This window comes from Rhodanobacter thiooxydans, assembly GCF_021545845.1.
Taxonomy (GTDB): Bacteria; Pseudomonadota; Gammaproteobacteria; order Xanthomonadales; family Rhodanobacteraceae; genus Rhodanobacter.
Map to the genome: position 1 here is coordinate 15,521 of NZ_CP088924.1, position 14,365 is coordinate 29,885.

The 14,365-nt window shown below is 66.2% G+C and carries 12 protein-coding genes; all 12 read left to right on the plus strand.

Annotated features, from left to right (window positions below; translation table 11 throughout):
* Window positions 1–2: 2 nt before the first annotated feature.
* On the plus strand, window positions 3–1,322 hold the full coding sequence (locus LRK53_RS18195) for a hypothetical protein (RefSeq protein ID WP_235642792.1): 1,320 nt from the start codon (window positions 3–5) through the stop codon (window positions 1,320–1,322).
* Window positions 1,303–2,058 carry a PRTRC system protein B gene (locus tag LRK53_RS18200; RefSeq protein ID WP_235642793.1) on the plus strand — a complete coding sequence of 252 codons (756 nt, stop codon included), beginning with the start codon at window positions 1,303–1,305 and terminating at the stop codon, window positions 2,056–2,058. The genes LRK53_RS18195 and LRK53_RS18200 overlap by 20 nt, the downstream gene beginning before the upstream one ends.
* Complete coding sequence (locus LRK53_RS18205; RefSeq protein ID WP_235642794.1) at window positions 2,055–2,675, plus strand: PRTRC system protein A; 621 nt, start codon at window positions 2,055–2,057, stop codon at window positions 2,673–2,675. Before LRK53_RS18200 ends, LRK53_RS18205 begins: the two co-directional genes overlap by 4 nt.
* Window positions 2,675–3,484 carry a PRTRC system ThiF family protein gene (locus LRK53_RS18210; protein WP_235642795.1) on the plus strand — a complete coding sequence of 270 codons (810 nt, stop codon included), beginning with the start codon at window positions 2,675–2,677 and terminating at the stop codon, window positions 3,482–3,484. Before LRK53_RS18205 ends, LRK53_RS18210 begins: the two co-directional genes overlap by 1 nt.
* A 252-nt stretch (window positions 3,485–3,736) precedes the next feature.
* Complete coding sequence (locus LRK53_RS18215; RefSeq protein WP_235642796.1) at window positions 3,737–4,327, plus strand: single-stranded DNA-binding protein; 591 nt, start codon at window positions 3,737–3,739, stop codon at window positions 4,325–4,327.
* 73 nt (window positions 4,328–4,400) lie between these two features.
* Entirely contained in the window at window positions 4,401–4,550 is a 150-nt protein-coding gene (locus LRK53_RS18220; RefSeq protein WP_235642797.1) for a hypothetical protein, read from the plus strand.
* A 6-nt stretch (window positions 4,551–4,556) separates the two neighbouring features.
* On the plus strand, window positions 4,557–6,542 hold the full coding sequence (locus LRK53_RS18225) for a DEAD/DEAH box helicase (protein ID WP_235642798.1): 1,986 nt from the start codon (window positions 4,557–4,559) through the stop codon (window positions 6,540–6,542).
* Window positions 6,543–6,993: 451 nt separating this feature from the next.
* Window positions 6,994–7,569 carry a tetratricopeptide repeat protein gene (locus tag LRK53_RS18230; RefSeq protein WP_235642799.1) on the plus strand — a complete coding sequence of 192 codons (576 nt, stop codon included), beginning with the start codon at window positions 6,994–6,996 and terminating at the stop codon, window positions 7,567–7,569.
* Between the two features lie 311 nt (window positions 7,570–7,880).
* A complete protein-coding gene (locus tag LRK53_RS18235; RefSeq protein ID WP_235642800.1) occupies window positions 7,881–8,621 on the plus strand; it encodes a complement resistance protein TraT in 741 nt (246 codons plus the stop codon).
* A gap of 120 nt (window positions 8,622–8,741) precedes the next feature.
* Window positions 8,742–9,857, plus strand: a complete 1,116-nt coding sequence (locus tag LRK53_RS18240; protein ID WP_235642801.1) for an AAA-like domain-containing protein — start codon at window positions 8,742–8,744, stop codon at window positions 9,855–9,857.
* Window positions 9,858–9,911: 54 nt separating this feature from the next.
* Entirely contained in the window at window positions 9,912–12,452 is a 2,541-nt protein-coding gene (gene mobH, locus LRK53_RS18245; RefSeq protein WP_235642802.1) for a MobH family relaxase, read from the plus strand.
* Window positions 12,449–14,356 carry a conjugative transfer system coupling protein TraD gene (gene traD / locus LRK53_RS18250; RefSeq protein WP_235642803.1) on the plus strand — a complete coding sequence of 636 codons (1,908 nt, stop codon included), beginning with the start codon at window positions 12,449–12,451 and terminating at the stop codon, window positions 14,354–14,356. The genes mobH and traD overlap by 4 nt, the downstream gene beginning before the upstream one ends.
* Window positions 14,357–14,365 lie beyond the last annotated feature (9 nt).

Here is a 14,365-nt window from a genome sequence, read left to right on the forward strand (position 1 = left end):
CGATGACGCTCTGGTCCCCACCCCGCATCAGCAAGTCGGCGCTGGTTACCACCCGCGCCGCATGCGCCCCGCTGGCCAACGGGCTTGGTCGTGCCGCACGCGGCGCGGCCGCGCGGCGCGCCATTCGCGGCCTGCGTGCCGGCCGCGTGTCGCCCCGTGAGGTCGAGAAGGCGCTTGGTGCCGGGGAGGGCGGTCTTCTGGCACTGCTCGCCGAGCGAGCCGCGCTACCGGAGACGCCCACCATTGCGCGCGGCGCGGTGGGCAATCTGACTTCGCGGACGGTTCTCGCGGCGGCGACGATGGAAGCGCTCCTGTCGTGGTGCCGAGCCTTGCTCGCCGACGGCCACGTGAGCGCCGAGGAGCTTGGTGCGGTCAACGAGACCGAGAGCGCGACCCACCTCCTGCGGCTGGTGCTGATTGGGTGGGGTCGCCTCGTGGACGGTGTGGTCGATGCCATGGGGCTGCACAGTCCCGACGCGGCACGATGCGCCTACACCATCGCGCCGGCTACGGTGTTTCGTGCCATGGACGAGATCATCGGCCACAGCTACGGCATCGACAACCTGTTTGATGATGGCCCCCATGGCGACGGTGTCGTGGTGGTCACCGACGGGTGGCCATGCGTGGATCTGATCGCGGACCCGGCGACCGATCCGGCGTTCTACGCGGCCGTCTGCGAGGCGTGGGACGCACTGGCCGTCAAGACACATCTGGTCGTGGCAAGCGGCGACACGGACCACTATTTGGGTGGAATGCTCAGCGAGACGCTTGATGATCTGGGCCGCACCGCACGGTGGGAGGGGGACGTACCGCATTTCGCGTCGGACGCCATCGAGCAGGCGCTGGAGGAAGTGAGCTGGTATCCGCCGGAGGAGTTTGCAGACGTGGCCGCCACGTTTCTTCGCCATGGCAAGCACGCGCGCGCAGCGCGGGCGATGGGTGCCGGTGAGCGCGAGGCGGCTCTGCAAGGCCGGACAGCGGAGTTGGCGCTGGTGGCGCGCCTGAAGTCCCTAGCCGACGCGACGCCGGACAGCCTGTCCCCGTTCCGCCATCGCCGTCGGGCGACGTTCGAGGTCTTCTATTCCGCCGAGGGCCAAGAGCATCACTGTGCGCTGGTGGCGCAACACGCGGGATTGGCTGCGATGTACGAGTCGCAGTTGCAGGACGCGCAGAGCGAGAGCGCGATCTTCTTTGCCGCTCACGACGCGCAAGACCCATCCCAACTTCTGGCCGTCGCCAAGCAGGGGATTATGCAGGTCGCAGCGGCGTCCGCCGCGCTGTCCTACGTTCAGGAGTACAACGATGCCGCGCCCCCTCGTTGACACGGTGACCGATGCCAGTCTGGATCGCGTCGCGCAGATAAACACCACCTTCGCTCTGCTCTTTCATTGCCGCGCGCAAACCAACACCCTGGAAGTGGTGACGGCGCACCGCGTCGATACGGTTAAGGGCTCGCCGGTGATCGGCGCAGGCCGTCCCATCACGCCAGAGGACGAGCGCAAGGTCCAGAGCCTGCTCCTGTCGCGCCGGGAAGACCCGGCTCCAGTCCAAGTGTTCCCCGAACGCCTGCTGTTCTGTGACGGCTCTCGGCTGGTGTGGTGGCAGCCGTCATCGGTTCGCCCGATGCACCTGCGCGACCACGAAGGCAAGCCGTCCGTCATCCTGACGCGCTGGCCGAACCTGGTCTTACATGTGGCGGATCGCGACCTGTCGGTAGCCACGTTCGCTGGCGATGGTCGGCCCGCTGGCGACACGAAGCTGCTCCACTCCACCTTGCCGAATGTGTACGGCGACACACGGGTGTGCACGGGCAACGCCACGCTGCCCGTTGGCGCGGCGGTCGAGGAAATGGCGCAGTGGGAGGCAGTGATCTTCGAGACGGCCTTCACCCACTCCAACTACGCCGGAGCCCTTCGCCGGGGCCGTGCGAAAGACCCGATGGACGTTGAGGATTTCTGGCGCGCGCGCGATGGCGTCGTCGAGGGCTTCCCCTACAAGCGCGCCGCAGATGCCGGCGTGACGCTGGGAGAATGGATCGCCGAAGGCGGTCGGGCATGAGTGTCGCCGTCGATGCGCGCGACGCCGTCCTGCAGGCAGCATTCCCCACACTGGCTGCGCCGCGATTCGGCGCGCTGCCTGAGCTGCCCGTTGGCCGTAAGCGCCTCCTCGTGGCCGCCGACGGTCTGTATCTCGAAGTCCGCAGCGCTGCCCTGCACGCCCGCCTGCGCCTCGCCGACGTGCAGACCCCGAACGGCGAGTGCGACGAGTTCATCCGGCCCACAGGGGGTCGATTGGATCAGAACTGGATCGGACGATTGGCCGAGCTGGCCCTTGCGGGCGGGGACCAGGAAGTAGCGGCCGGGATCGTGCTCGGCGAGGGCGGCTGGGTGCTCCATCGCCCCGTGACGATCTCGGCGTCCGCGGGTCACGTGTCCTATCGGGACGACTTCGAGGACGAACGGCTGCTGGTGGACATGCATAGCCATGGCGCGCACGGGTCCTACTTCTCGTCTACCGACGACGCCGGTGATCTCGCCCGACCCGGCCCGTATTTGGCGGTCGTTCTTGGGCAATGCGAAGCGCGTGAGAGCCTGACGTGGGTGGTCCGCTTCGTGTGCCCGCCCTACCTGATTCCGCTCGATACCGAGCAACTCACACGGCTGGGGTTTCTCTGATGCAATCCTTCTCGATTCCTTCCGCCCTCGTCGGCGAACAGCGCCGCCCCCGCGTGATGATCGTCGGGGTGGGCGGGACCGGGAGCCACTTCGCCGAGGCGTTCGCGCGGCTCCAGCACACCGTGATGGCGCTGGGGCATCCCGGCTTCGACGTGACGCTCGTGGATGGGGACCGGGTGAGTCCTTCGAACGTTGGCCGACAGCGTTTCTACGCCTCGGACGTTGGGTTGCCGAAGGCACTGTGCCTCGTCCACCGAATCAACCTCGCGTTCGGGTTCGATTGGGAAGCGAGCCACGGCTACTTCAACCCCAAAAGCCTCGGGGACTACCGGACACCCGACTTGCTCGTGACCTGTACGGACAAGGCGCTGCTGCGCGCGGCCGTTGGCAGCCACATGGCCAGCAAGGCGTGCGCCGGCCTGTGGCTCGACTTCGGTAACGGCGCGGCGGAGGGCCAGGTCTGCCTTGGCCACCTCGGGCGGCCCCCGGCGGGCGAGCGCCTCCCCAACGTGTTCGATCTCTACCCTGAGCTGGCCACCATGGAGCGCGCCGACCGTGAGGAACCATCCTGCTCCATGGCGGAGGCGATCACCCGGCAGGAGTTCCCGATCAATCAGCAGGTGGCGCAGCTGGGTATCGCGCTGCTGTGGACCCTTCTGCGCAAGGGTGCGCTCGACCACCACGGCTACTTCGTCCAGACCGCGCCTTATGTCCAGACGCGACCGATGATGATTGATCCGGTGGCGTGGTCGTTCTACGGATATGAGACGCCGAAGGTGCGAACTCGCTCCCGTAGGCGTGCCGCATGATGCCGCGCTGAGTGGCGCCGGCTCTCGCCAACTTTTGCACCGCTACCTCGAACAATTGCAACCCACCACTAACTTTTGGAGCCACCTCCAGATGGCTCAGGCGCAACGGCGCCAAACGGAAAGGCGGTCATGTGATCGGCTTCTTCCGAATGTGCAACAACTTTCGGACGCGTGACCATGATCGACGCTTGTTGCGAGTGTCGAACGGCCCCTTTGACCGACACCGTATCCACTAACTGAGAGGAAAAAGCTATGGCCAGCCGCGGCGTGAACCGTTGCATTATTTTGGGCAATCTCGGCGCCGAACCCGAGACCCGCTACACCACCAGTGGCACTGCAATCACCAGCATTCGCATCGCAACGTCCGAGCAGTGGACGGACAAGCAAAGCGGCGAAAAGCAGGAGCGGACCGAGTGGCACCGCGTGAAGATGTTCGGGAAGCTCGCGGAGATCGCGGGCGAATACCTGACCAAAGGGCGCCAGGTCTACATCGAGGGATCGCTGCGCACCGAGAAGTACACTGACAAGGACGGCGTCGAGCGCTACTCCACCGACATCGTGGCCAGCGAAATGCAGATGCTCGGCGGCGGACAGGATGGCCAAGGTGACGGCCAGCAGCGCGGCGGTGGACAGGGTCAGCGCGATCGTGGCCAGCAGCAGCGTGGGCAGGGCCGGGGGAACGGCAACGGCAACGGCAACGGCAACGGTGGCGGTGGCTACGGCAACCGCGGTGGCAGCCAAGGCCAGAACCGTGGCGCGGATCAGGGCCAGCGCCAGGGCTATGGCGCGCCTAGCCAAAGCGGGGGTGCGGCCGGGTTCGACGATGACGATATACCGTTCTAAATCAAGGGGGTAGCGCGCTTTATACCCTCGTTGAGGTCGAACCTTAGACCCGTTTCTGCACAATGGCAAATCCATGCTTCGACTCGTTCTCACCGCCGCCTTTGTCGTCCTCCTGATCGTGCTCGTCGGAGCCTTGATCGGCATCGCCCGCCGTGCCGGGGACCGCCGCCACGCCACCAAGGCGGACGGCGATCCCGGCGGTGGCGGTCGCTTCAAGGCGTAGGGCGCCGTGGCACCCTCCAAGCAAACCAACGAAAGCACGGCGCTCGCCGTGCTCTCGTCGTTTGGGATCACCCAACCGTGGCACACGCCACTGCTCCTGCCGACGTCCTATGACGACTTCACCTCGCCACTGACGAAGCTGCAGCACGTGGAGCAGGGCGTGCCGTGCGCCGTGCACGTGCATGCGGTGGAGGCGCCGACGCGAGCTGGGCGCGGCATCCCGCGCGTTTCGTTCCTGGTCGCCGACGCCGCCGATCACCGATGGCGGGTGACCCTGTTCGGAGACGATCCCGCCACCGGCGCGGATATCGTCCCGGGTGCTGAGCTGCTGATGCTCGTGGTTGGCAAGGAATGGCGCGGTGACATGGGCCTGATCTGCAAGGAGCTCGTTGACCTGAAGTGGCTGGGCAAGGTGCGCCCGCAGTACCCCGGGCGCGGCCCGGACCGCGAGCGCACGCGCTCGGTGGTGCGCAGCTATCTCGCAGACAACATCCCGCGCGCTACCGTTTACGTGACGCGCCATTTGGAGCCGATTGCCCAGGTGCCCCAACTCCTCGCCGCCGTCGGGTGCGAGGGCTGGTCGCTGGAGGACGTGATCAGGCAGACCCACCAGCCGCGGTCGCTGGCGTACGGCACCCATGCGCGGCGTGCCTACCTGGAGCTGGCCGCCCTCGGCGCCATCCACCGGTCTCAGTCCAGTCACGACGAGCAGCCCGCCGATCCCTTGGGACTGCGCACGCTCGGCAGGCGTGCAGCGGGTTTTCCGGGTCAGTTCACCGATGACCAGCGCGCGGCCGTCAAGGGGATCGCGCAGGAATTGGCGCGTCCGGTGGCCATGCGCGCGGTGCTGGCTGCCGACGTCGGAACAGGGAAGAGCTGGGTTGCCGAGCTGCTGGCCGCCGCCGCGGCGGACGCGGGCGGCCGAACCCTCATCATGGCGCCGACATACCCGTTGGCGGTGCAGCTGGCCGAGGAGTTCCAGCGGATCTTTCCTGACATCCCGTGCGTCCTGGTGGCGGATGGCCACGATGATTCCCAGGCCGCCGCCGCGACGGTCGTCGTCGGGACGAGCGCCGTACTCAGTCGCGAGCTGGGCGAGTTCGCGCTCGTGGTGGTCGATGAGCAGCAGCGGTGGTCCCGAGCCCAGCGTGAGCACTACGTCACCACGCGCACGCACCTACTAGAGATGTCGGCCACCTGCATCCCTCGGACCCAGGCGCTCATCCGCTTCGGGAAGGTTTCGGTGTTTCAGATGCGCCAGACCCACGCGCGCAAGGAGATCCATACGCACCTGTGGGAGGGCAGTGGGGCACCGATGTTTCGCTTCATCAAGGAGGCGATCGACGCCGGGCGGCCGATCATGGTCGTGTATCCCAAGCGCGAGTCCGAAGAGGACGGCGCAAAGAAGAAGAGGAAGGGGAAAACCAAGGTCGCAGGCCAGATCGACGACAGGCACAGCATCGAGACCGCGTACCCCCGATGGGATGCCATGTACCCGGGTCGCGTGCGCGCCATGACAGGCGAGGACGACAACGAGACCAAACGCGCCGGCATCGACGATCTCAAGGAGGGCCGCGCTCAGATCCTTCTGACCACTACGGTCGTCGAGGTCGGGATCTCGGTACCGAATCTCTACGACATCGTCGTCGTCCACCCGGACCGTTACGGCATCACCACGCTGCACCAGCTGCGCGGCCGCGTGGCTCGTAACGGTGGAGTGGGTCGCTGCCACCTTTGGTGTCCGGAGCCGATGTCGGCCAAGACGCGTGAGCGCCTGGAAGTGGTCGTGAGCACCACGGACGGCTTTGAGCTGGCCGAGGCGGACCTGCGCATTCGCGGGACGGGCGACCTGGGCGCGGGCTCAGCGACGCAGTCCGGCGCCGACGAGACCTTGCTATTCGGCGCGCCGCTGACCATCGATCTGATCGAGGACGTGGCCGGGATTTGGGATCACTTCGTGACGCGCGCGGGCGGTGCAACCGCCGCGGCTTGAAAACGAGCAACTGAAACCCGCTGCTTTCTAAAGTCCAGGCCGCGCTCGGCCGCCTAGCCTTGCACGGTCCCGTGACTCTCGGATCGACGCAATGCCTCCTTCCCGCCTGGCGCTCGCCGTCATGCTCGCCCTCCCAGTCATCCTGCCGCGCCCCGCCCGGGCCGACACGCGTCTGGAAATGATGCGGGCACTGATGTTTACCGACAGCCTCGACGGGGCGGTTGGGCTACATGGGGGCAGTGTTCCCACCGGCCATCCGATACAAGCGACTCCGACCGCCTCCAGCAAGTCCGCCGGACCAGTGGCTGGTTCCGTTGCCTCGCCCGTGGCGACGAGCCCTAAGAGCGTGCAGGACGCCGATCGCGTAGCGCCCCCGCGACGGCCCGTGGCTATATCGCACCCGCCGGTCGTCCAGACGCCGTCCAGGGCCACGCCAAAGTCGAAACCGGAAGTGGCTGCGAAGTCGTCCTGCGGGGAAGCGCCTTCGGCGGCGGCTGCCGAGCTGGCGACGCTGCGCAAGACGCTCGCGACTAGGGACGCAGAGATCGCCGCGCTACGTGCCGAGATTGCGTCGTCCCGAGCCGCGGCGACGGTCCAGTTGATCCCGGTGGCCAAGACGCCCGAACGCACGCCGCCGCAGGAGCAGCCGGCGGCGATCGTCGTTGATGCCAGCCGCCTCAACCGCGAGGCGCTACAGGCTGTCAGCACCGGCGACTACCGCGCGGCCGTGGCGAAATTCCGGCGCGCGGCAGAGCTCGACGATGCCGCTGCCATGGCCAACCTGGGCACGATGTATTTGAACGGCACGGGCGTCTCGCAGGACGCACACCAGGCGCTTCAGCTCCTCGTGAAGGCAGCCAACAAGGGCAACCGCACAGCGGCCGAGAACCTTGGAACGCTATGTGAGTACGGCCTGAGCGGCGTCGCGCAGAACCCCGTGCGCGCCTACCAGTGGTACGAGGTCGCCGCGCGACTTGGAAGCACAACCGTGCAGACGTCCATGGCGCGCATCCGAGGCGACAACTAACCGATCACCAGAACATGCCGTGGTTTGGTGACCCCCAAATCGCGTGTGAAGGTCAGGACGTGGGCACGACGCCCCACGGCAGAGGCCGGCAAGCCGGGGACGGCAACCATCACGCCCAGAGGGATCGGGCACAGAAACGGGTCGCGGCAGGAGCTGCATCCCAATCGGCGAAGGCAACAGCACCGCGTGTGCGGCACTCGCCACCGCAAGCACATCGCCCACGACGTCACGGACGCAGTCGCGGGCACTACACCACCACCACCGCTCGCCACACGCGGGTCGCAGCACTTCAAAACACAGGGAGAACCACCATGAAGATCCTCCGCCCCCTCGCGCTCCTCGGCCTGCTCGGCGCGTTCCTTACGCTCGGCGGCTGTGCCGCCACGCAGGTCGCCATCAGCAAGCACGAGCTGGTCGTCCAGAACAAGATGTCCGACAGTGTTTTTCTGACGCCGACGGCGGACAAGACGGTCTACGTGGACGTGCGCAACACCACCGACAAACCGAACTTCACGTTCGATGCCCAGGTGAAGGCAGCCATCGAGCGCCGCGGCTATCGCGTGGTGTCCAGTCCCGATGACGCCCATTTCATGCTGCAGGCCAACGTGCTGCAGGTCGGCCAGAGCAGCCAGACTGCCTCTCAGGCAGGCTTCGGCGGCGGCTTTGGCACGCCGCTGGATGGAGCCCTGACCGGCGTGGCGGCTGCCGCGGCGTTGAACGGCAACATCGGCGGGCGTGGGCTCGGCGCCATCGGTTTGGCAGCCGGCGCGGCTGACTTCATCGCCGGCTCGATGGTCAAGGACGTCTACTACTCGGCGATCGTGGATATCCAGATCTCGGAGCGCACCAAGAGTACCGTCCACGTCAACGGCGAGCAGCACCTGGCCCAGGGCAGCTCCGGCGACGAGCTGGTCAGCTACGACGAGACGTCCAATTTCAAGCGCTACCGCACCCGCGTCCTGTCGTCGGCGAACAAGGTCAACCTTAAGTGGGAGGAGGCCGAGCCGGTCATCATCGCCGGCCTGACCCAGAGCGTGAGCGGCATCTTCTAAGTTCCGTCAGCCCTTGCCGAGGAAGGCAGCCGTCCCCTGCGGGGGGCGGTTTTTTTGCGCTTTAGCTAGAGTTATACGCGCATGTATAATTAGACGTCCGCCGTATAAAGAGGCTAATTTATGTCCCCCATTTCACTGCCCTACTTCCCCCGCACCGGGTTGCTGGAGGACGTTGCTCGGGTCTACCAAAGCGGCCTCAAACAAGGGATCACGCTCTTCGCGCCGCGCCGCCAGGGCAAGACCTCCTTCGTGAAGCACGAGCTGCTGCCCTACGCACGAGAAACGCTTGGGTGGCAGGTCATCTACATCGACTTGTGGGCGAGGCGGGACGCTCCGGACCTGGCCCTCGTTGAAGGTCTGGAAGCCGAACTCGAACGGCGCAACTCCGGCTGGCGGCGGAAGCTCAAGCTGGCCAAGGTCAAGGCTCGCGCCAAGGCGCCCGGGGCTGACGTCGAGGCGACCATGGTCCCCGTCGGGTATGAGGCAGATGACACGCTGGAGGGCCGTCTGGCTCGCGCTCTGGCAGCCGTCGTCAACGGTAGGCCGACCTTGCTGGTACTCGACGAGGTTCAGGCGCTCGTAGGCGTCCAGCGCGACAACTTCGTCTCAGCTTTCCGCACGGCCCTCTTGGCGCAGACCGGCATGCTGTTCGCCTTCTACACGGGCTCGTCTCGCGAGGGGCTAAATCGTCTGTTCCGGGTCCAGAAGGCGCCTCTTTTTGAGTCGGCGATGCCGCTGCAGCTGCCGCCGTTGGGGCCGGATTTTGTCGAGGACCGAATCGAGTTCCTGTCGGAGCGAACCGCCAAGCGCGTCGACCGGACGGCGATGTTGGAGGCGTTCGACGCCCTTGGCCGCACTCCCGAATACCTCAATGAGTTGGTCCTGCAGCTGATCATCGCTAACGACGCCGACGTGCCAAAGGCGCTCGCGGCATGGCGCGCTGCGCGCGAGGAGGCCGGCGCGTACATTGGCCTCGACGGGCTCCGGGACCTTGATCGGGCAGTCCTGGCGTTGCTGGCGCAGCCGAAGCACCCGAGCATCTACAGCGCCGATGGCGTGGAGTTCATGTCCAGGTACCTCGGCGGACGTGAGGTGAAGACCAGTAGCGTGCAGGGATCGGTACGCAAGCTCGCCAAGCGGGCCATGGTCGCGCCCACGGGCCGCCACGGGGACTACGAGATCGAAGACCCCGTTCTGCTGCTGCAACTGAGGGAAGACGCCAAAACCCGCGACTGATACCCGGGTCTTTTCCAGCTGGGCTCGCGCGTCGGCCCCGGACAATGAACCCACGTGTTCAACGTGGGTGACAGCGTGACTCTCCAAGCGTTCTGGAAGCGATTTACCGGTACCGGCGTCCCGCAGCCTCCTGCGGCTGCGCCAGCGCCCGCTGCTGCCCCGGCGCCGGTCGCGCCGTTCTCACCTCCAACGAACGCGCCGCTGTTCAATGGCGCCCCGATCCCGAGCTACCCGGACAGAGGCCTGGCGGTGCCGGCGGTACCGCCTGTCATCCTCCTCGACAGCCAGCGCGCGCTGATCGACGACCTGCAACGCGCCTCAAGCATGTCCCATGAAGACTTCCAGGGCCTGCTGCTTCCGGCGATCGAGGGGTACGCAGCCTACGTCCATCTGCTGCCGGCCTCGGAGGCGCACCACCATTGCGGGCAGGGTGGGCTTCTTCGCCATGGCATCGAGTGCGCCTTCTACGCGGCGCTGAAGTGTGAGTCGGCGGTGTTCGCGCTCGACCACCCACCCTCCACGCGCAAGCACCTCGAGCCGCGCTGGCGCGCCGCGGCGATGATCGGCGCGATGCTCCACGACATGGGCAAGCCCCTCGTGGACGTCGGCGCCATCGATGGGACCGGCAACCTGGTGTGGAATCCCCACACCGGCTCCCTTTACGCCTGGCTGGGAGAGCATCGCCTCGACCACTACCAGATCCATTGGCGACCCGGAGCCCGGCACAAGCGGCATGAGGCATTCACCGCCGCCCTGGTCTACCGCATCATCCCCGGCGCCACGATGGCCTGGCTGGGCGAATACAACGGGCAGGAAGCGGTGGACGCCATGATGATGGCGCTCTCCGGCAGCTCCGATCCGCGCAATCCACTGGCGGCAATCATCAAGAGCGCCGACAGCGCAAGCGTCTCGCGGGACATCCAGGACGCCCGAACCCGCCAAGCCGCTGGCGGGCACGGTGGCTCGCGTGGTGTTGCTGCTCGCATCGTGCGCGCCATCCACGACAAGATCGAGATCGGCGAGTGGATCGTCAACAACGTCGACGCCGGCATCTATCGCACGACCGAGGGCCTTCTGGTCGCTTTTCCCGGCGTGGCCGTCAAGGCCATTCAGGCGTTGCGTGACGCCGGTGAGGTGTCCATCCCCAACGAACCGATGAAGGTTCTGGAGATCCTCAACGACCACGGGTTCCTCAAGCCCAATGTCCAGCCGGACGGCACCACGTACATGACCTGGCAGGCCCACGTCGCCGTCACCGATCGAGGCCAGACGATCCAGGTACCGATTACCGGCATGCTGTTCACCCGCGAGGAGCTGATCCCCAATTCGATCGTGCCGCCGGCCGCGCTACCTGTGCAGCTGCTCGATCCCAAGGGCCAGCCGATCGCCACCGCAGCCGGCGCCGCCGTAACGGTCGGCACCGCAACTCCGGCCAGCCCTCCTGTCGCAAACTCTGCGCCAGCAGCAGAGCCCAGCGGGGCGGTCGGCACTGGTCTTCCGCCGTCGGAACCGTCGGAAGCACATGAGCCCGCCGTGCCCGACGGGGCGACGCCTGGCGCCGCCGCCGAGCGCGGCCCGTCGCCGCGGCCTGCGTCGAAGGGAGAGAAGAAGGGGACCAAGAAGGATCGTGGTGAGCTGGGAGCAAACGTCCCGATCCGGGAGGAGCCCGCGGATGGCTTTGACGAAGAGGAGCCCGCCGAGACGGGCACCGCGCCGGCGGAGGAGGAGTCCATCGCGCTGCGCAACCGCCAGCTCGAGGGCAATCTCCGGGACGATCAACTGAAGCAGGCCCGAGCGGAGGCTGCCTCGAAGGATTGGCCACCAGCCAATGCGGCCCAGGCGCAAGCGTGGTTTGAGCAGAGCAGTCACTCGCCGGGTGGGCTCTATCTAGTCGCCATGGCCAATCGTGTCCAGCAGGGACAGCTGAAGGAGGGCAAGGACGTCTTCGAGCAGGACGGCCACCTGCACGCGCGATTCCGGCAGGCTGTCGATGGGCTGGGCATTCCGCCCGCCGAGCTGCACTCGATCTGGGACAAGCTCGGCTGGATCGTGCGCGATCCCCGCACACCGACGCGCGGAACAGTCGACATTCGTGTTGGCGACGCGACGGTGAATGCCATCCGGTTCTCCACCCAGGTCACCGAGGCCTTGCGGCTGCTGCTGCCGCTCGTCATTCCGACGGGGCAGGGCGCCGCAACGGCCATCTTTCCGTTGGGCCCGTACATCGGCGCGCACACGTCCGCCCTCATTCGCAGTAAGTCGGCGCTGGAGCTGGCCGACAGCCCGCACTTCCGGCTGGCGTTCGGTCAGTACGCGCAGAAGACGCTGGGCGAGCGGATGATCTCGCCGGACGCGGCAGAGCCGACCGTCTGGCGCAAGCTCGCGCGCGACTTCGCCAAGCAGCATGGTCTGGTCTCGACGATCTTTCAGCTGCACCTCATGGGTGCGGAGAACCCCTACCTGGTCGACAGCCGTGGCCCTGGCGCCGGCGGCGACCTGTCTACCACCCCGCTGCAGAAGAACAGCGCCTACGACGAGGCGCTCGACCAGCAGGCTGCAGCGGCGAATGTTTCCGTCCAGGAGATCACGCGATGAGCGCGGCCGCATTCAGCTTCGAAGATCCGTTTCGTCCGATTTACGAGTACCACTCGACGGCCGCGTGGGGAGCGTCGGGGATCATCACAGCGCTGATGGGTCTCGCCACCGACCTGCGTGCCCCGGCTTTCATCGCCTTCACCGCCTTTTGCTTCGCCATGGCAACGGTCCGCGGTCGCCGGGCATGGCGCATGCGCGCCGTCCAGCGACACCTGGTCGGCGTGCCGCTGTCATTCATGTCGCGAGGCCAGCTCGACGAGATCATTGCCGGGCGGCAAGGCGAGATCTTCCTCGGCTACGGGTTCCCGTGGACCCAAGCCGAAGCGCAGATGACGCACATGATCCGCCGGCGCGACCCGGCGCTGCTGGTGCCGCCCGCAAACGAGGAGGTGGGGCAGGGATGGATCCACGGCCTTGGCGCGATCAAGGAGCGGCGGATCTGCATCCCGATCTCGCACACGGCCGGCCACACGCTACTCGTGGGGACGACCCGTGCGGGCAAGAGCCGAATGCTCGACACCATCATTCACCAGGCAGTGGCCCGTGGCGAGGCCGTCCTGATCTGGGATCCGAAAGGAGACAAGGGCCTGGCCACGTCCGCGTATCACGCGTGCCTGCGTCAGAAGAAGGGCAACGACTTCGTCTTCTTCCATCCGGCGTTCCCCGAGCACAGCTGGCGCCTGGATCCGCTCAAGAACTTCAACCGCGCCACCGAACTGGCGACGCGCATCGCATCGCTGATTCCTTCCGAAACCGGTGCCGACCCGTTTACGGCCCACTCGTGGATGATCCTGACCAACCTGATCGAAGGACTGCTGCTGCTCAACGCCAAGCCGACGCTTCGGCTGCTCAAGCGATTCGTCGACAACGGACCGGAATGGCTGGTGGCTCGCGCGTGCGAGGCCCACTTCGACAAGCACATTCCGGATTGGCGCAAGGAGGCTGCGCAGTTCCTGAAGCAGGCCAAGGATGACAAGAGCCTGGCCATCGCCTACGACAACTACTACCTCTCGGTCGTCCAGCGTCTGGCGCCAAGCGGCGTCATCGAAGGTCTGCTCAGTGACCTGAAGCACGATCGCTCCCACCAGCAGAAGATGACGGCAAGCCTCACGCCTGTTCTCACCATGCTGACGGCCGGTACGCTGGGTGAGCTGCTCTCGCCCGACACCAGCAACCTCGACGATCGCCGGCCGATCACCAACTTCGCCAACATCATCCGCAATGGCCAGGTCTGCTACCTCGGCCTGGACAGCCTGTCCGATTCGATGGTCGCCTCGGCAATCGGCTCCATGTTCATTTCCGACATGACCTCGGTCTCCGGCGATCGCTACAACTATGAGGACAACGCCGAGTTCATCAAATTCCTGATGGCCAAGGGTGAGGCCCCGCCGCCGCGGGCCGACGCTGCAAAGGACCGGTTGAGGCCGGTGACGCTGATCATCGACGAGGCCGCTGAGCTGTGCTCGGACAAACTCATCCAGCTGCTCAACAAGGCCGGTGGCTCGCAGATCCGCCTGGTCATCGCCACGCAGACGTTCGCCGACTTCTCGGCCAAGGTCGGTAGCGATGCCAAGGCGCGCATGATCCTGGGCAACCTCAACAACAAGATCGTCTTGCGCACGATCGACGGCGGCACGCAGGAATACATCGCCGAGACCTTCCCGCAGACGATGGTCCGCCACATCGAGTACTCGCAGGCCACAGATGCCAAGTCCGACACCCCGGGCGCCTTCGGTTACAAGCTCACCGAAGCGATGAAGGAGACCGAGGTTCCTATCGTCTCGGCAGAGCTGCTTGGGTGCCTGCCCAACCTGGAGTTCTTCGCCCAGGTCAGCGGTGGACGTCTGCTCAAAGGCCGCATCCCCATCCTCAACGACGAACTCGCGCCGAAGGCGGCCGCGTAAGGAGCGACA